General features: G+C 33.2%; 13 protein-coding genes. 1 reads left to right on the top strand and 12 read right to left on the bottom strand.

What is annotated here, in order from left to right; translation table 11 throughout:
* Positions 1–43: 43 nt before the first annotated feature.
* Positions 44–1,162 carry a DNA polymerase III subunit beta gene (gene dnaN / locus FC091_RS11810; protein ID WP_138434476.1) on the top strand — a complete coding sequence of 373 codons (1,119 nt, stop codon included), beginning with the start codon at positions 44–46 and terminating at the stop codon, positions 1,160–1,162.
* Positions 1,163–1,565: 403 nt separating this feature from the next.
* On the opposite strand, the gene FC091_RS11805 is transcribed toward dnaN, so the two are convergent.
* The 12 genes from FC091_RS11805 to cydB form a co-directional block, all read right to left on the bottom strand.
* The gene (locus tag FC091_RS11805) at positions 1,566–4,103 is read right to left on the bottom strand and encodes a T9SS type A sorting domain-containing protein (protein ID WP_138434475.1); all 2,538 of its coding nucleotides are present in this window, start codon (positions 4,101–4,103) and stop codon (positions 1,566–1,568) included.
* A 186-nt stretch (positions 4,104–4,289) separates the two neighbouring features.
* Positions 4,290–5,507: a hypothetical protein gene (locus FC091_RS11800; RefSeq protein ID WP_138434474.1), complete on the bottom strand. Its 1,218-nt coding sequence runs from the start codon at positions 5,505–5,507 to the stop codon at positions 4,290–4,292.
* 113 nt (positions 5,508–5,620) lie between these two features.
* Complete coding sequence (locus FC091_RS11795) at positions 5,621–6,373, bottom strand: LytR/AlgR family response regulator transcription factor (RefSeq protein ID WP_138434473.1); 753 nt, start codon at positions 6,371–6,373, stop codon at positions 5,621–5,623.
* A 3-nt stretch (positions 6,374–6,376) separates the two neighbouring features.
* Complete coding sequence (locus FC091_RS11790; RefSeq protein ID WP_138434472.1) at positions 6,377–9,280, bottom strand: sensor histidine kinase; 2,904 nt, start codon at positions 9,278–9,280, stop codon at positions 6,377–6,379.
* A gap of 154 nt (positions 9,281–9,434) precedes the next feature.
* Positions 9,435–9,797 carry a DUF4870 domain-containing protein gene (locus tag FC091_RS11785; RefSeq protein ID WP_138434471.1) on the bottom strand — a complete coding sequence of 121 codons (363 nt, stop codon included), beginning with the start codon at positions 9,795–9,797 and terminating at the stop codon, positions 9,435–9,437.
* A 58-nt stretch (positions 9,798–9,855) separates the two neighbouring features.
* Positions 9,856–10,041: a YgaP family membrane protein gene (locus tag FC091_RS11780; RefSeq protein ID WP_076615027.1), complete on the bottom strand. Its 186-nt coding sequence runs from the start codon at positions 10,039–10,041 to the stop codon at positions 9,856–9,858.
* Position 10,042: 1 nt separating this feature from the next.
* Positions 10,043–13,243 carry an efflux RND transporter permease subunit gene (locus tag FC091_RS11775; RefSeq protein WP_138434470.1) on the bottom strand — a complete coding sequence of 1,067 codons (3,201 nt, stop codon included), beginning with the start codon at positions 13,241–13,243 and terminating at the stop codon, positions 10,043–10,045.
* Positions 13,244–13,430: 187 nt separating this feature from the next.
* Positions 13,431–14,522, bottom strand: coding sequence for an efflux RND transporter periplasmic adaptor subunit (locus FC091_RS11770; protein WP_138434469.1), 1,092 nt, complete (start codon positions 14,520–14,522; stop codon positions 13,431–13,433).
* A 1-nt stretch (position 14,523) separates the two neighbouring features.
* The gene (locus FC091_RS11765; protein WP_138434468.1) at positions 14,524–15,837 is read right to left on the bottom strand and encodes a TolC family protein; all 1,314 of its coding nucleotides are present in this window, start codon (positions 15,835–15,837) and stop codon (positions 14,524–14,526) included.
* A gap of 130 nt (positions 15,838–15,967) precedes the next feature.
* Entirely contained in the window at positions 15,968–16,105 is a 138-nt protein-coding gene (locus FC091_RS15235; protein WP_171032517.1) for a hypothetical protein, read from the bottom strand.
* A gap of 12 nt (positions 16,106–16,117) precedes the next feature.
* A complete protein-coding gene (locus tag FC091_RS11760; protein ID WP_138434467.1) occupies positions 16,118–17,575 on the bottom strand; it encodes an NAD(P)/FAD-dependent oxidoreductase in 1,458 nt (485 codons plus the stop codon).
* 119 nt (positions 17,576–17,694) lie between these two features.
* Positions 17,695–18,732: a cytochrome d ubiquinol oxidase subunit II gene (gene cydB / locus FC091_RS11755; protein WP_138434466.1), complete on the bottom strand. Its 1,038-nt coding sequence runs from the start codon at positions 18,730–18,732 to the stop codon at positions 17,695–17,697.
* Positions 18,733–18,737: the final 5 nt, after the last annotated feature.

Genomic DNA, 18,737 nt, shown 5'->3' with positions numbered 1-18,737 from the left:
TTTGTAGGATACGTTATAATTGATAAAATTTTAAATTATTAGCATGAAATTTATAGTTTCAAGTACATATTTACTCAAACAACTTCAGGTATTAGGAGGTGTTATAAATAACAGTAACACTCTTCCTATTTTAGATAATTTCTTATTTGAATTAAGCCAATCGAAACTTACGATTTCGGCTAGTGATTTAGAAACAACAATGTCTTCTACAATTGATGTAGAGAGTGATTCTGAAGGCAGTATTGCTTTACCTGCTCGTTTATTATTAGATACGTTAAAAACGTTTCCTGAGCAACCATTAACGTTTGTTGTAGAAGAAAACAACACTGTAGAAATCAGTTCTAATCATGGTAAATATGCTTTAGCTTATGCTGATGGTGCTGAGTTCCCAAATGCTGTTTCTGTTGAAGATGCCAGCAAAACAACCATAATGGGTGATATTTTAGCTACCGCAATTAGCAAAACTATTTTTGCTGCAGGTAACGACGATTTAAGACCTGTAATGAGTGGTGTGTTTTTTCAGTTCTCTCAAGACAATCTAACTTTTGTAGCTACAGATGCTCATAAATTGGTAAAATATACTAGAGATGACGTCAGCGCAACAGAATCTGCTGAATTTATTATGCCTAAAAAACCTTTAAATCTTTTAAAGGGAATTTTAGCAGGAAATGAAGAAGACGTTTTAGTAGAGTATAACGAATCTAACGCTAAGTTCACTTTTGACAACTCAGTATTAATTTGCCGATTAATTGATGGTAAATATCCTAATTATGAAGCGGTAATTCCTAAAGAGAATCCTAATAAACTAGTAATTGCTAGAACACAGTTTTTGAACTCTGTTCGTCGTGTTAGTATTTTCTCTAACAAAACAACACATCAAATCCGTTTAAAAATTGCTGGTGCAGAACTTAATATTTCTGCTGAAGATGTAGATTACAGTAACAAAGCAGAAGAGCGTTTAACTTGTGACTACCAAGGTGACGATATGCAAATTGGTTTTAACTCTCGCTTCTTAACAGAAATGATTAATAACTTAAGCTCTGATGATGTTCAGTTAGAAATGAGCTTACCAAACAGGGCTGGTATTTTAACTCCAGTTGACGGATTAGATGAAGGTGAGCACATTACAATGCTTGTTATGCCTGTAATGTTGAACAACTGACAAAATTCCTGAGAAAGCAGGAATCTCTTATTAGATAATTAAAATACAACACTAAACCGTAGCCCAAAAACTACGGTTTTTATCTTTGATGTTTTTCTGATTTTTCTAAACGAATAACTTTATGATTTAACAAGAATTAGATTCCTGCTTTCGCAGGAATTGAGTTTATGAAACGGAGCTGGTATTTAACTCCAGTTGATGGATTAAACGACGGTGAGCTATTACAATGCTTGTTATGCTTGTTATGCCTGTAATGCCTGTAATACTAAATAACTAAGCTTATAATAATATTGCTATTTCAGCATTTACTTATGAAAAGGCTTACCGTAATGGTAAGCTTTTTTTAGTCATAAAAAAAGCGCTCACAAGAGTGAGCGCTAAATCAAGTTGATATCGCATCAACTTAGCCCTTAAGGAACTTCTGATTAATAGAATTGTTAGAGGTGTTGATTTGAATCATGTATAATCCTGAAGGTAATACAGATACATCAATACCGTTTGAAGTCTCAATAGCTTGCTTTACAAGCTGACCATTAATGTTATAAATAGATATGTTTTTAACTTGCTCTGTAGATTTAATAAATAACCTGTCACTTACAGGATTTGGATATAATTTTACTGAATTTGCATTTAACGACACAGCATCAATTCCTAATGTAGAATTGTACTCGTAAGCTCCTAAATCTATAGTGGTGTTAAAAAATCTTGTATTACCTGATAAATCTAAATCACCAAATAAAGCTTCATCGTAGTAAGCGTTATCTCCTTGATCAACAATATAATTTGAAGCTGATGTTGGCTTATATTCAGTATCTAAATTTAAATTATCTGTTGCTGGATCTAAAGTTGTTACGTTTGTTGCACTAAATGTCCCGTAAGTTCCGGCGTTTGATGATACATTTGCAATAGAATTTCTAATAAACACATCGTAATGCTCGTCTAATCCATTAGAAATATCTCTAGTTGCTGATGTACCATTAACAGTATTCTGCCAAAAGATAGAATTATTAACATTTAGGTTTACACTACCATTACCTGATGCCGTAATAGAATTACCATAAGTACCGTTATAATCATTATTAACAAACGTACTATTATTAATTACAACATCTAAAGTGCTTCCGTTATTCCAATCTGATCTGAAAATATGTAATGCTGAAAGATTAATATCGTTATCTGCTACCAAAACGTTTGCCCAACGTGTAAAAATATAGCCGTTTGTACTATCAGATTGCACATAAACCAATCCCATATTAACAATGGTGTTATTTATAAACTTGGTGTTTTCAATAAGTAATCCTTGATTAAACTTTCTCATTTTTAGTAAATACCCATTAGAATAATTACTTCTGAATACCGAATTTTTAATTTTTAAATTATTAGCATTCAAACTATTTGGTATAAAAATCACACCGTTTTCTTCTACGCCACCAGATTGTGAAGTATCGTAAATGTTTTCAAAAATAATACCATCAAAAGTGGCGTTGCTTGTTCTTAATTCAAATAATCGTTCTGCATTATCTGTTTTGTTCAATGAGAAATCTCCATCAATATCATCACCATTTATATCGCCCGTAAAAATGGTAGCATTTGTAGTATGAATAGCTGTTAAATCTCTTTCGGCTAGAGTCGTTTCGGTTCCTGCAAAACCTCCAATAATATCCACTTCATCTGTATTAACAGCTATTGGTGTGTTTTTATCTGCTAATGTATAGGTTCCTTTTGCTACCCAAACAGCATCATTTAAATTGGTAAGTGCTAAAGCGTCTGTTACGTTTGTAAAAGCATCTGTCCATGAGCTTCCATCGTTGGCTCCTGTTGCATTTGCATCTACATAATACACTGAAGGAATACAATTTTCACTATAACTTGTTTGATTATCTTTAGTCCAACCTACAACATACTGACCACTATTTGCTGGTGGCGAAAAGCCTGCATCAACTTGAATACAAGTTAAACTTGGATTACCATAAGCTTTCATCCAGTTTATATTGCTGTTATTACCATTAGCTATATTTAATTGGTATAAAACACCATTATTATGACATTGTATGTCTGTAATTAGCGTATTGGCACTAATATCTAAAGTTTCAATTTGATTATCTGCACAATGTAAACGTGTTAATGATAAGTTATTACTAACATCTATAGTCGTTAAATTATTTGTGTAACAATCTAAACGTGTTAGATTGGTAAAGGCTTCAATACCGGTTAAATCTGAAATTGACAAACCATTAATAAATAGCTCTGTTGTAGCTTGTGCTTCAGCCACTGTAATTTCAGTATCACCATTTAAATTGATACTATTATTGTTTACTAAATAACTTTTGAAATTAGCATCTGGAATGTTTACTATTTGATTTAATCCTGCACAGTCTTCACTATAAAATGCTGAGTTACCTTTAGTCCAACCTTGGCTATATATTCCGGCATCTGCTGGTGGTGTAAAACCAGCATCTATTTGAATGCATGATAAACTATTTCCATAAGCTTTCATATAGCTAAAGTTACTGTTATTACCATTAGCAATGTTTAATTCATATAAAACACCATTGTTATGACATTGTATATCTGTAATTGATGTGTTTGCACTAATATCCAACGTTTCAATTTGATTATCAGCACAGTGCAAACGTGTTAATGCTAGATTATTGCTTACATCGATAGACGTTAGATTATTACTGTAACAATCTAGACGCGTAATATTTATGAAAGCTTCAATTCCTGTTAAGTCTGAAATTGACAAACCATTAATTAATAATTCTCCTGTAAAATCTTGTGCTTCTGCAACCGAAATTTCGCTATCACTATTAGTATTAATAGCTGGATCTCCAACAAGATAAGCTTTAAAATTAGCATCGGGAATGTTAACATTTTGCGCATGTATACTATACGATACAGTCGCTATTAAAAAGGTTAATAAGAGTAATGTTTTTTTCATTGTAGTTGAGATTAATATTCAACAACAAAATAACTTCACTTTTAAAGGTTTTCAATGTGCTTTTTTCTGAATAGGTCTAATTTCTTTCTGAATAAATAATAAAGATTATTCTTACATTTTAAATCAAATAAAAAAGCCTGCTTAAATAAGCAGACTTTAAAAATTATGATTAATAGCGTATATTAATTATTCGCAATTCATTTTTTGTCCGTAAGGCATTTGTCCGTGGATAACACCTCCAAATTGTGAGCTACCATAACCACTTCCATTGTACTGTTGCTTGATTAAAAAACCTTGTAAATAGCAGTCGTTATTTTTATTTTTTTCTGTGAATGCGCCTTTAATCCAACGGTATAAAATACGACCTGTATATTTGTTTTTTACAATACTCCAGTCGTTAGATTCTATGTTTAACTTTAGAAGTTTTGCACCATCTTTTGCAATGGTTTTAGATACATTTTCTTTAGCAAAACTCACTAATGAAGCATCACTATTCATGCTACCTGCTTTTGGCATTTTTATAGCATCCATAGTCGATTTTGCAGCAGCATCGTAATTGGCTTTTAACGTGGCTTCAAACGCTTTTACAATTGGTTTCGCTTTTTCTAACCACTCTACATGAAATTGTTGTTCACCCTTTCCTATAATATTTAAAATTGTAATATCATTTTGGTGCATATAAGACGGCACATTAAATGCGTGACCTCCTTGATGAGAGCCTGCATAAATTACAAATACATCTTCTGAGATTAACATTCCTCTCACTAAAATTGGCATACCTGTTCCAAGCTCTAAAGTTTGTGATCTGTCTGCTCCTACTTTTGTTGTAAACATGCCAGAAACTAACTCATAACCAATGTACCCTTCTGGTGACATCATTTCTAGTTCTGGTGTTGTTAAAAATCTCAACCAAGCATAATCTGGATCTTGTGCAGGCAATAAATCTACATTATCACCCATGTCTGTCATTTGGCGTCTTATTTTTACACGATCAACACCAACTACGCTCATACCTTTTGTCATTGCAAATGGATACGACATGTATAAAAACTCATCACTAACTGAATTTGCAGATTTAGGCTTATTAGCGTCTGCTTCTTGTTGCTTTTTTTCAAGATATTTTTGATAGTATAAGTCTTGCTTTGCCTGGTCGTTTGGGTATTTTTTGGCTAATTCCGCTTTAAATTCTTCATCGGTATATTCTGTTTTTGATGAATTTTCAGTTGAAGAACTGCCAACCATTCCTGAAGCGTTTTCAGATTTTGAAGATGAATTGCTAGTTTCTTTTTTATCTAACTTCTTCTCTACTGCTTCTTTGGCTTTCTTTTTAAGCATTTTACCAAATTGAGCATGAGAGACGTTATAGCATAATGCCAAAACGAATAATAGAACTATTTTTTTCATAAGAATTGTGTTTAATAGACTTCAAAATAAAGCACTTAAGCACTATTCTTAATTTGGTTTTTTCTGAAAATGATGATTTTTTTTCTGAAGGAATTTCAGAAATTTCACATAAATCACATAAACGTTTCCTTGATTACTTCTAGAAACTGATCGCGTTTAGATTTTGAAATTGGGATGCGTTTTTGATTGTTCATTAGCAAATAATCGCCATCATCTTTAACCAGTTCGTCTACATATTTTAAGTTGATTAAATACGAACGATGACATTTAAAAAACATCGCATTACGTTCTAATTGCTCAACAAAATGCTTTAATGGTTTACAAATGGTTTTTTGTTTACCATCCATAAGTTGCACGTTAGTGTACATACCATCGGCTTCAAAATAGACGATATCATTATGTGAGGCGAACATAATTCCTTTTGGTATTTCTAAAGCAATTTTATCCATTGAAAGTTGCTTTAACGAGTCGCGTAACTTGTTTAATTGGTCGTTTAAATTGTTGGCTTTTATCGCTTCTTCAGCTTTTGCTACAGCTTCTTTTAACTCGGTTGTGTCCACTGGTTTTAATAGATAATCTACAGCCGATAATTTGAAAGCTTCAATTGCATATTGGTTGTATGCCGTTACGAAAATGATTTTAAAATCTATGTGATTTGGGAAGTATTCTAAAATGTCTAATCCAGACTGATTTGGCATTTCAATATCTAAAAAGACAACATCTGGTTTACTGGTTTTAATCAAATCGACACCAGATGCTAAATCTTGCGCTTCTTCAATGCTAGTAATACTTGCGCAATGTTCGGTTAGCAAGTTGGATAGTAAATGTCTGGCGCGTTTTTCGTCGTCTATAATTATCGCTTTCATATCTTAATGTATTGGCATGGTGATTACCACTTTTGTACCTGCAGCAACGTCATTTTCGTCATACAAATCGTTGGTAGTTATGGCTATATCACGTTTTAATTTGTTTTTATAAAGATGCACACGTTCCTCATTAGCTTTAGTAGCAAAGGGTTTGTGCTGTTGGTTTGGTCGTTTTAATTTTTCCGATTGTGCGCGACCAATTCCGTTATCTTCAACCGTAATTTTTAATTTGTTTTGCTGAATAATTTTCGCTTCAATATGTAATTTTCGGTCGTTTAATTTGTGTAGTAATCCGTGTTTTAAAGCATTTTCAACGTACGGTTGAATGAATAATGACGGTACTTTTATTTGTTTTGTCTTCAATTGATTATCAACCGAAATAGTATATTCCAATTCATCTTCAAAACGCACTTTTTCTAATTCTAAATACAGTTTTAAGGCGTTTAATTCTTCTTCTAAAGTAATTTCGTTTTGCTGACTGTAATCTAAATACATGCGGATTAACCGGCTAAACTTCACTAAATACGAGCTTGCCAATTCCTTTTCGTTTGAAATAATATAATCTTGAATAGAATTTAAGGCATTGAAAATGAAATGCGGATTCATTTGCGAACGCAGATTTTCCAACCTTAAATTCGTGATTTTTTTATCTATTAAAATTTTATCAACTTCATCAATACGTTGTGCTTCTTTTTGTTGTAATCGCCATCTAAAATACAACCAAACTAAACAAATAATTGTTGCTACAACCAAACCATAAAACCAATAGGTTTCCCAAAAGGGTTTAGCAATTATAAAGGTAATTGGTGCTGCAAAAACAGCTTGTTTTGCACTTAAATTTTGGGCTTTTAATTCAAAAGTATACTTGCCGCTAGACAAACTATTAAAAGTAACAAAATGTGTGTTTAGCGGTATGTTTTGCCAACTTGTATCAATTTGTTTAACGCGGTATTGGTAGCTTACATGTTGGTTAGATTGAAATCCGTTTGAGTTAAACGAAATATCAATTTTATTTAAATTATATGGTAGTTTGTAGTTAGTTGCAACTAACGTGTCGCGGTCGTTAATTTTTACAGCTTCTACCCTAACCTTGGCAGTTTTAAAATCTTTGAACAATGTTTCAGACTTCGGTAGCCCATAAAAAGCTTTAGGCAAGCTTACAATAATTTGATTTTCAAGAATTAAAAAATCATTAACCGCTGTATTTAAACCATCTTGCGCACTTAACGATTTAAGCTGATGTGTTTTTGTATGATATTGAAATAATCCAGCATCGGTTGAAATCCAAAGCACTAAACCATCAGCATGAATAGCGTTAATTTGAAGATTTTCAGGAAGTTTTATTCCCGAAGGTTTTAGAATATTATTCTCGTACTTTAATAACCCGTTGTGTTGGGTTGCAATCCAAACCGTCCCGTTGGTTTTTGTTAAGGCATTAACTAGCAAACTATTAGCGTTGAACGTGATTTCTTCTGCATTAAATGTTTGGGAATTGTATTTATAAAGTCCGTCGATGTACGATACAAATAAATGATTATTAGAAACCACCGAAGCTTTTACACGACTTTCTTTTAAAATTTGTTGTTCAGGATGATTAAACGGGTTTTTATATACAATACCCTGACGATAATTACCATAAAACAAGGTGTTATCATCAACTTTTGAAAAGGTTTTGGCAACTGAAAATCGGTTATTTACATCTAAAATTTTGTCATTTTTAAGATTAACTACAAACGATTCTGATGCATTAATACTAACTATTAGTTTATCGCTTTGCGCATCAAAAAAAAGTTTCCCGATAATCTTTTTCCCTGGTAATTGCAGTGTTTTTGTGAGCTGATTGTGATTGTAAAACAGTAATTTACCGTCATTGGTTCCTAAAACAAATTGATTGTTTTGTAAGGCAACAGACGCTGTGATTTTAGAGTCTATATTTGATAATTCAACACGACGAATATTTAAATTTGGTGATACAAACACACCATTATCTAAAGTTGTAAACCAGTAGTTTTTATTAAAATCTACTTGAACATCGGTAATTGATTCTGTTTTAAAAAGTTGTTCTTTAAACGTGAAAATTTCATTTTCAAAACCATAAATAAACACGCCAGAACTAGTTAAAAACCAATAGTTGTTTTCAATATTTAAAACATTATAAAAAGTTTCGTTTTTTAAATTAACAGGCGTTATTACTTTTTTTGATGTGTTTTTTGTTTTATCTATTCTATAAATGACATTTTCATTAGCACTTTTGTGCATAAAAAAAACAGTGTTTTTAAAGGCAAAAATTTTTGGTGATTGTATACGGTTACTACTTGTAATTTCAAGTATTTTTCTATTTGCATTGCCATCAAATTTATATAATCGATGACGCTCTAAATCGCCTTCAAGATTAATTATAAATGTGTAGTTATTGTTACCATCCTTAGCATTTGTAATACACATGCCTTTAAACACTTCGGTTACTTGTTTTGTTTTTTTATCAATATCAAAAATGCCAATAACAGTGAATAAACGTATGCTATTTTCTAATATTTCAAAATTTGCTAATTGTCCATTTACTAATTTACTAGCGTCATAAAATAGCTTTAAGCTATCGTTTTCAACATAAAATAATTGCCCGTAAATATTGTTGCACCAAAGTTGATTTTTAGCATCAAGTTTTAATTGAAAAAGAGAATTTCCTCTTTGTTGAGGATGACTAAAGTGTTTGTAGTTTTTTCCGTTGTAACGGTATAAACCTTTGTTTGCAGCAAGCCAAATGTAGTTTTGATTGTCTTCGGCAATATCATAAAACTCAACATCTGGAAGATTTGAAACTTCAGACATAGCTACAGTAACTGGATTTTGTGCTTTCAACAAAAATCCAAAACAGAAAAAGATTAAATATTTAAAATATGAATACATATCTATCAATTGACAAACTTAAAATTAAAGCACATAATCTCTAATGTATTTTTCTGTAAGTGTTACTTTTTTTTCTAAACAAACAAAAACGCCCACATTTCTGTGAGCGTTTTTCTACCATCTCTTTGTCTCTGAATTATTTCAGAAATGCTAACTAACTAATAAAACTAAGAGATAATGGATAGCTAGGTAATTCGCCATTACTAGCTTTTATTGCGTTTATTATTGGCATTACAAATGCTAAAATTCCTATTAATATCAAAAGTAATATTCCTAAACCAAACAGGAAGATTAAAGGTATACTGAGTAAACAGTATATTATAATACTCAATTGAAAATTAACTATAGCCTTGCCATGATCATCCATACCCTCTACTTTATCTTTTTGAGTTGCCCAGAGGATTAATGGTACTATTAAACCACCAAAACCTGTAATATAAGTTAACATCTGTGTAAGGTGGGTGATAACCAACAACTGATTGTCTGTACGTTTCAATGTGTGATAATTAGATTCCATGATTTTATTTGTTTACCACTATATGACGCAAACAATACTCATATGTTACAAATTTTAACTAACTTTTCACACCTAACTTCTCTAATATAGTGTCCATTAAACACCATTTGGTTAAAGACGACTGTAATAAATTAGCACCTACAAAAGCAGTAAACCATAACCAGTTTTGATGGACGTATATAGCCAACAACAAACTGATTAAAATAAATGTTCCTGCGATACCTCTAACTATTCTGTTTTTCATATTATTTATATTTTTTACGTTCTATCATATAGTATACTAATGGCACTACCAATAATGTTAAGAACGTTGACACAATAGTTCCTCCCATTAATGAAATAGCCAAACCTTGGAAAATTGGATCGAAAAGAATAACAAATGCACCAATAACAACAGTACCTGCTGTTAGCAAAATCGGTGTTGTTCGTACTGCTCCCGCTTCAATTACAGCTTGCTTTAATGGAATGCCTTCTGCTAATCTTAAATTCACAAAGTCAATGAGCAATACCGAATTACGTACCATAATTCCAGCTAAGGCAATCATACCAATAAAAGACGTTGCGGTAAAGAATGCTCCAAGCAGCCAATGCCCTAAAACAATACCTATCAGTGATAATGGAATAGCGACCATCATTACTACTGGTGCTTTAAAATTTTGGAACCATCCTACAATTAGTATGTAAATGATAATAATGACACCCAAAAAGGCAATTCCTAAATCCCTAAATACTTCTAGAGTAATTTGCCATTCTCCATCCCATTTTACAGTATAATCATCCTCATATTCTGGTTGATTTATGTACAATTCATCCATACTGTAACCTTTTGGTAGGTTAATCTCTTGTAACTTATCTGACATGCCTAAAATAGCATAAACCGGACTTTCTAATTCGCCTGCCATATCTGCCATAACATAGACCACTCTCTTTTGGTTTTTACGGTAAATACTCTTTGGTTTTGTTCCTTCTTCTATAGTTACCAAATCTATTATTGGCACCAAATTACCATGTTGAGATTTTACTTTTAAATTGGCAATATCCTGTAGTGTTGATTTTTCATTTTCATCTAAAGCCAAAATCAATCCTACCTGATTTGAAGCATCTTCATCATATAAAGTCGTTACAGGTCTGTTAGACAAAGCCATATTCATGGTGTAAGCAATTTGCTGTGGTGCTACACCATTTAGCATCGCTTTTTCTTTGTTTATAATAAAACTGAATTCTTTCTGATCAGCTTCAACCATCCAATCGATATCTACAACATCGGTTGTACGTTTTAAAATAGATTGCACTGAATCTGCTACACGGATTTGTTCCTCATAATCTGGTCCATAAACTTCTGCCACGATGGTAGATAATACTGGTGGTCCTGGTGGGACTTCAACAAGCTTTACGTTTGCGTTATACTTCGATGCTATATTCTGAATATCTGGTCGTAATAGTTTGGCAATATCATGGCTCTGTGCAGATCTATCGTCCTTATCGGTTAGATTTACCTGAATATCTGCCATATTACTACCACCACGTAAATCGTAATGACGTACTAATCCGTTAAATGTAATTGGTGCAGAAGTACCAACATAACTTTGGTAGTTTACCACTTCTGGTCTAGTAGCAAGGTACTGCCCTATTTCTTTAGCCACTAAAGCTGTACGCTCTAAGGTTGTACCTTCAGGCATATCGATAACTACTTGAAATTCATTCTTATTATCAAATGGTAACATTTTTACAGCAACTGTTTTGGTAAAAAATAATCCAACAGACCCAATCAATAAGAAAAATGTTATACCTAAAAATGCCCAACGTTTGGTTTTATTTTCAATAAGTGGTGTTTCAAATTTTGAATAAATCTTAAATATTTTTGAATCCGAAATTCCTGAAGTTTCATCTTCAACCGAAGCATCTGCTTTCTTGTCTTTTTCTCTAAGGAAAATATATCCCAAATAAGGTGTAATCGTTAACGCCACAAATAAAGACAACAACATAGCAATTGATGCACCAATAGGCATCGGACTCATATAAGGTCCCATTAAGCCAGATACAAATGCCATAGGTAAAACTGATGCTATTACCGTAAATGTCGCTAAAATAGTTGGGTTACCCACTTCGTTAATAGCATATAAAGCGGCTTGTTTAAATGGTAGATGTTTCATTTTGAAATGCCTATGCATATTTTCTGCAATAATGATCGAGTCATCTACCACAATACCTGTAACAAATACTAAAGCGAAAAGCGTAATACGGTTTAACGTGTAATCGAGTAAGTAATAACTTAATAAGGTTAAAGCGAATGTAATAGGTACAGACAAAAACACCACCAATCCACCTCTCCAGCCCATAGCTAGCATTACCACAATCGTTACAGCTATAATAGCTCCGATAAGGTGCATTAATAATTCAGATACCTTTTGTGAAGCTGTTTCACCATAATTACGTGTTATTTCTACATGAACATCATCTGGAATTAAAGTCGCTCTCAGGTGCTCTACCTTGTCTATAATAACATCGGAAATTTTCATAGCATCTGCACCTTTTCGCTTTGCGACAGAAATGGTAACTGCAGGATATTCCGACTTGTAATCTTTAATCTTTTCACTGGCAGAACCAAATCCAAGACTTACATAATTAACTGGCACTTGTGGTCCATCTAGCACAGTTGCAACCTGACTTAAATAAATAGGCTGATTTTTAAAAACACCAACAACCAAATTTTCTACATCTTCTTTGGTTTGTATAAATTCTCCAGTTTTTACAAGGAATTCGGTATCATTTTTATCAAAACTACCAGCACTTAATTGTTGATTGTTAGCTTTAATCATTTCGGCAACAGATAAAAAATCTAAGCCACTAGACGCTAGTTTATTCTTATCTAAAACTACGCGTAGTTCTCTGTTTCTTCCACCAATTTTATGCGTTGCCGACACATCGTTAACCTTTTCAATTTCGTCTGTTAACTCTTGTGCAATTTGCTTTAATTGGTAGTCGTCATAATTTTCACTCCACAATGTAAGACCAAGCATTGGTACATCATCAATAGCACGTGTTTTTACCAAAGGAAACGTTATACCTTGTGGCATTTGGTCCATGTGTTTATTGATTTCGTTGTATAATTTTACAAACGAGCGCTCAATATCTTCTCCCACATAAAACTGAACAATGACCATACCTTGCTCTTGCATAGATGTAGAATACACATACTCTACTCCTTTAATGTTAGAAATAAGCTTTTCTAAGGGTTTTATAACTCTAGATTCTACTTCTGTAGGACTTGCTCCTGGATAACCCACAAAAATGTCTGCCATTGGCACATCTATCTGTGGCTCTTCTTCACGAGGAATTAAAAACGAACTGTACACTCCAATGACCATAAAAACAATCATTAAAAGCACTGTAAGTTTAGAACTTATAAAGCCTTTGGCAATCTTTCCTGCTAAACCTTCTTTCATGTTTTATATTTTTTGGCGTTTTAACGGGCTATGCGCTGTATCTTTTTACTAGTTCTCGATACAAATTTGTTTCATTTTCCACTGCGCTCAATGTTCACAAATTCACTCGAACTGACATAAAAAGGATGTCGCTTCTATCCCTAACGCACATTCTTTAAATTATTAAATACTGTTTACCATCAACTGACTACTGAATACTTAAAGGTGCTCCATTATAAAGTTTCTCTTCTGAAGACAATATGTACGATTCATCTGCCGACAGACCAGATAATACTTCTACTTTATCTCCAAAAGTTTTCCCTAATCGTAACCAACGTAAAACCGCTGTGTTTTGCTGACTTACGGTATAAATTCCAGATAGTTGACCATTAATAATTATAGCGTCCTTTGGAATCATGATTGTTGTAGTAGAATTTGATGTTTGATGTTTTAAATTCGGAAATTGTACCGAAGCAAACATGCCAGAACGTACTTTATCATTTTTTGAATCTAAACTTACCTTTACCAAATACTGTCCTCCAGAATTTGCCGAAGACGTACTCACTTCTGAAACTTTTCCTTTTAGTTCAGCATCAATGGAAGACACTACAACATTAACAGCTTCACCTTCTTTAATGTTTGATATGATAGCTTCTGGAACTCTGGCAATCACTTCAAAATTTTGTGGTGATTCTACAGCCAATAACGGGATCCCTGGGTTTGCCAAAGCGCCTTCATCTATAAATTTTCCTGTAACAACACCACTAAAAGGTGCTTTTACATTGGTATAAGCAAATTGCGCATTGATTTCATTCTTCATCTGTTGCGCAGCTTCTAGTCTTGCTTTTGCCATATTATAATGCGCTGTCATATCATCTAATTCCTTTTGTGAAGCAGAATTTTGATCAAAAAGGTTTTTGTAACGGTTGTAATCCTTTTCAGCGATGGTGAAAGCTGCTTTGGCTTCAGCAATACCTGCATTTACTTGAGCTCTTTTAGCCTGTAAATCGGTATTGTTTATAACAATTAAAGTCTGACCTTTAGATACTTTATCACCTACTTTTACATTAATTCGTTCTACATAACCCATTAGACGCGTACTCAGGTTTGCGCTATTTATAGCTTCAATGGTACCACTAACTACCAATGGTGAATTGTCATCATTGGCAGTTACTTTTGCCACAACAACCGAAACAGGATTTGACGTGTTTTTTACACCTTTTTTTTCGTCTTGTCCGCAACTTAGTAATGCGAATAAAGTAACTATGGTAAATAATTTATGTATAGATAATGTCTTCATTTTAGTTTACGGTTAAAAATTTTAAATATGCTTTAGTACTATTATATTCAAAAATGGTTTGATAATATTCGAGTTCTTTTTGTGCAAATTGTGTTTCTGCCATAAGCAAATCTGTTGTTTTTTCTAAGCCTTCTTTAAATCGATTTGTTCTAATTCTTAAAGCCTCTTTAGATTGTTCCATTGCTAATCTTGACAATTGCAATTTGCTTTCCATATCTTGAATAAGGCGTTTGGTTTTATTGAGTTCTAATTGACTTTTAGAAACATATTGCTCATACTCTAATTTTGACTTTTCTAGAGTTGCCTTAGATTTTTTTGCTTTACCAAATCGCTTGGTACCTTGAAGAATGTTCCATTTTAATTCGGCACCAATCAAATAACCATCAGCACCAAACTGAAATAAACTATCGTCGTACAATTGGTAGCTACCAAATGCATTTAAAGTTGGTAGAAATGTCATTTTATCTAACTTGTACATGGTCTCTCTGGCATTGGCAGCTAATTGCATTGCTTTTATATCTGCACGTTCTTCACTAAGCTTTTCATCAGTTTTTAAAACTGTAGTTTCCAGCTGAAGAGAATCCTGTGGTTTTAAAACAACATCTGAAACATCGTTCATTAAAAATGATAAATAGTTTGAAGCATTTTTCACATTACTCCTTGCCGTTTGCAATTGGTTTTTTACCTCTGTAACTCTTACTTTAACCAAGAGCACATCAGATTGTTGTAAATAGCCTTGATCGTAACTATTTTGTGCCAGTTGTAAATTTGCCTCAGTTGCCTCCAACGCTTTTTCTAAAACAGTAACCGCCTTATATGCTAATTGCAATTGCATATAAGCGTTTTCGACTTCAAAATTCACATAATCCTTAACTCTGTCTGTTTGCAAAGCCATAGCTTCCATTTTATACTTTGCAGCTTTACGTTGGTAAAACCCATCCATATTGATTAATGGTTGCTGAAACTCAAAAACCGTAGCATAGTTTTCAATCTGACTTGGATCATTTAATGCATCTGGATTAAAATCTGCTTGAGTTACAATCTCTTGATTTAGCTTAGACCCAAAAGCCATTAATGGATTTGTTGTGGCTATTGCAGTGTGAGACACACTAATATTTGGGAAAAACACAGCATTGGTTTGTCTGTAATCTGCTTTGGCTTCATTTAATGCTTCAACCGAAATCTTTATTTGCTGATTCGATTCAGAAACCTTACTTAATACTTCATCTTTAGAAATAGGTTTTATGCCTTGAGCATAACTGATAGATATGAAACCTATTAAAGTGAATGTGATAAGATATTTTAGTTTATACATGTCGCATTTAATTTGATTCAAAATTAAGTTGCGTTCAACTTTTACTTAGTAACAAAGGTTACTAAAGCAAGAAGCACCTTTAGATAAAGATGCTTCTTGACACTAACCAAAAAAAAACTAGTTAACTACACTAGTCAACCTTTCGAGTGCCTCCATGGCCTCCCGCAACAACAATCATTATTTTAATGCTTAAATAGATGAACTTAAAAAACTGTAGAATTGGATTCATCATTTTAAAACGCTGATATTTTGAAATTCTTTGTGTCATATTTTTAATTTTTTATTCTGGAATTAACCACCAAAATGGACGCATTTTTGCTTTGTATATAAAGGCATAATGCAATGCTAATTTTAGCCAATGACCTGCTAAGCCAATCTCGCCAAAAGTTTTACCTAATTGTCGCCCTTGTGTTTTTGGATATTTCTTATAATCTGGTACAATCGGATAGGTTGTAATACTTACTCCGCTACCTTGTGTCATTCCATAACCTGCAGAAGCGATACAAGCTGCTCCCATATTTCCTAAACTGCCTTTGTGATGTAGTGACTCTTTACCAGATTTTATACTGTCAATAATGTTATCTGCCACTAATTTTGCAGTAATACCAGATGGCATTCCTGTTCTTGGTGGTGCAGGCGAAATTACTGTTCCATTTTTACTCTGTCTTGGTTTAGAAATGGCATGTGGAGGTGCAAATGCTATACCAGGCGCAAAGATGTTTTTATAACTTGGATTTTGATACGTTTCTGGCCAATCTTGTACAGTCCATTCTTCATATGGTTTTGACGAATAATCAGCATCCACAATCATAAAGCCTTTGAACAACTTATCTGTGATGTCATTATCATTTTTATCATAAGCTTTAAAACCATGACCGGAAAATGCTGGAATTAACATTGCAAAATCATAGGTTTCGGTCTTAAACTCACCATCAAGATTTTCGTAATGTGCAATTCCATCTTCAATTTTATTAACGCCTGCACCTAAAATCCATTTTATGTCTCTATCCTCAAAAATCATTTCTATCATTTCACTAGACTTCATGGTCATGCCGTTGTAACTCATTAGCATACCATCCATACCAAAATCGCCTAAATGATATTCATTAGATATCCATGTAATTTCAGCATTATCTCGTACACCATGGCGTCTTAGTTCTTGCTCTACATTAAGAATATATTCAAAAGCAGCTCCTTGGCATGTTGCTTTTCCATGACCAGTACCAATAAGAATTTTAGCTTTTTCTCCTGATTTTAGTTTTTGAATTACTGCGTTTAAACCTTCCCATGCATGCTCTGCATGACCATAAGTACAAACAGAATACACTTTATTTTCTCCTGGAATTAATCCTTCGGTCGCTTCAAAAGCGAGTTTAGGACCGGTAGCATTTATTAAATAATCATAAGTTATTTTCTCTGTTGTTCCTTTTTTATCACCAAATACGTACTCTGAAAGCACATAGGGTTTTGATTCTATGGCATCACCTTCCGGATGAAATGTTACCGCTTTAGCTTGTTTGTAGGTAATTCCTTTTTTCTTGTATAAAGGTGCTAAAGGAAAAAGTACTTGTTTAGATTTCATTCTACCTATACCAACCCAAATGTTAGAGGGTATCCATTGGTAATTACTGTTAGGAGACACTACAACAACTTCGTGCTCTTTTGATAGCTTTCGTCTTAAGTGAGACGCTGCTACATGCCCTGAAATTCCGGCTCCTAAAACAACTATTTTTGACATGATATTTCTCTATATAAATCAAAGTTAAAGCCAATTCAACTTTTAAATGGTTACAATTGTTACATAAAAAAAGCACCTTAATAGGTGCTCTTTTCATACAAACAGTTATTGCTCACACCTTAATAACTGGTATCGTCTAGCTTCACTTTACCGTGAAATGTTTTATATAAAAATAAAAAGTACCCTGCCAAAAGTGGTGCTCCAATGAGTACAATGGTTAGCATAATTCCCAAAGATTTCTGTGAAGACGCAGCATTGTAAATAGTAACACTATACTCAGAACTGATTGTAGAAGGTAACAATACTGGATATAATTGAAATGCTACCAGCATTAATAAAAAAGCCATAATCAATGAAGAAAAAATTAACGCGTGTGAATACTTCTTCTTAGAGACTAAGCGTGGCACATTTGCTACTGCTAAAAACGCTAAAACAGGTAATACAAAAAAAACAGGTTGTTCTTTAAATTTATCGGTTACTCCTGGTAAGAAAGTTAAAGTATATAAAGTTGTAATGGCAAAACTTATGATGAAGAATATCATCCCCTTTTTTAGTAAAAAAGATAACCTGTCGTGCAGTCTACCTTCAGTTTTAAGCATTAAGAAAATAGCACCTTGGGTCATAAAAATAGATAATGTTGTAAACCCTGTCATTAAGGCGTAAGGATTTAAGAATGTTAAGAATATACCACCTTTATATTGAAAATTTTCATGAAGTTCAAAACCTTGTAACACATTACCTAAAACAACACCTAACAAGAATCCTATTAAAGTATTAGATACAAAATAGGTAATATCCCAAGTTTTTCTCCACCATTTCATTTCTTCCGCACTTCTAAATTTTATGGCAGCAGAACGTAACACCAGTAACATTAAAAACAGCATGAATGGAATATACATAGCTGATAACATTGTTGCATACATTACTGGAAACCCTGCAAATAATGCACCTCCACCAATAATTAACCACACTTGGTTGGCGTCCCAAAGCGGACCAATGGCATTAATGGCAATACGTCTGCTTAAGTCTTTTCTTAAAAACAGATGCCATGCACCAGCACCATAATCAAAACCTTCTAAAATAGCGTAACCCGAAAACAAAAGTCCTACAACCAAATACCATAATGTTGGATAATCTATACCTAAAAATGTTTCCATAGTAC

This window comes from Winogradskyella algicola, from assembly GCF_005869935.1.
GTDB classification, from domain to species: Bacteria; Bacteroidota; Bacteroidia; order Flavobacteriales; family Flavobacteriaceae; genus Winogradskyella; species Winogradskyella algicola.
This window is presented reverse-complemented; position numbering and strand designations above follow the sequence as displayed.

What these genes read in the sequence shown, in the direction of transcription:
- dnaN (WP_138434476.1), top strand. Translation starts at nt 44, where the DNA reads ATGAAATTTATAGTTTCAAGTACATATTTACTCAAACAACTTCAGGTA.
- FC091_RS11805 (WP_138434475.1), bottom strand. Translation starts at nt 4,103, where the DNA reads ATGAAAAAAACATTACTCTTATTAACCTTTTTAATAGCGACTGTATCG.
- FC091_RS11800 (WP_138434474.1), bottom strand. Translation starts at nt 5,507, where the DNA reads ATGAAAAAAATAGTTCTATTATTCGTTTTGGCATTATGCTATAACGTC.
- FC091_RS11795 (WP_138434473.1), bottom strand. Translation starts at nt 6,373, where the DNA reads ATGAAAGCGATAATTATAGACGACGAAAAACGCGCCAGACATTTACTA.
- FC091_RS11790 (WP_138434472.1), bottom strand. Translation starts at nt 9,280, where the DNA reads ATGTATTCATATTTTAAATATTTAATCTTTTTCTGTTTTGGATTTTTG.
- FC091_RS11785 (WP_138434471.1), bottom strand. Translation starts at nt 9,797, where the DNA reads ATGGAATCTAATTATCACACATTGAAACGTACAGACAATCAGTTGTTG.
- FC091_RS11780 (WP_076615027.1), bottom strand. Translation starts at nt 10,041, where the DNA reads ATGAAAAACAGAATAGTTAGAGGTATCGCAGGAACATTTATTTTAATC.
- FC091_RS11775 (WP_138434470.1), bottom strand. Translation starts at nt 13,243, where the DNA reads ATGAAAGAAGGTTTAGCAGGAAAGATTGCCAAAGGCTTTATAAGTTCT.
- FC091_RS11770 (WP_138434469.1), bottom strand. Translation starts at nt 14,522, where the DNA reads ATGAAGACATTATCTATACATAAATTATTTACCATAGTTACTTTATTC.
- FC091_RS11765 (WP_138434468.1), bottom strand. Translation starts at nt 15,837, where the DNA reads ATGTATAAACTAAAATATCTTATCACATTCACTTTAATAGGTTTCATA.
- FC091_RS15235 (WP_171032517.1), bottom strand. Translation starts at nt 16,105, where the DNA reads ATGACACAAAGAATTTCAAAATATCAGCGTTTTAAAATGATGAATCCA.
- FC091_RS11760 (WP_138434467.1), bottom strand. Translation starts at nt 17,575, where the DNA reads ATGTCAAAAATAGTTGTTTTAGGAGCCGGAATTTCAGGGCATGTAGCA.
- cydB (WP_138434466.1), bottom strand. Translation starts at nt 18,732, where the DNA reads ATGGAAACATTTTTAGGTATAGATTATCCAACATTATGGTATTTGGTT.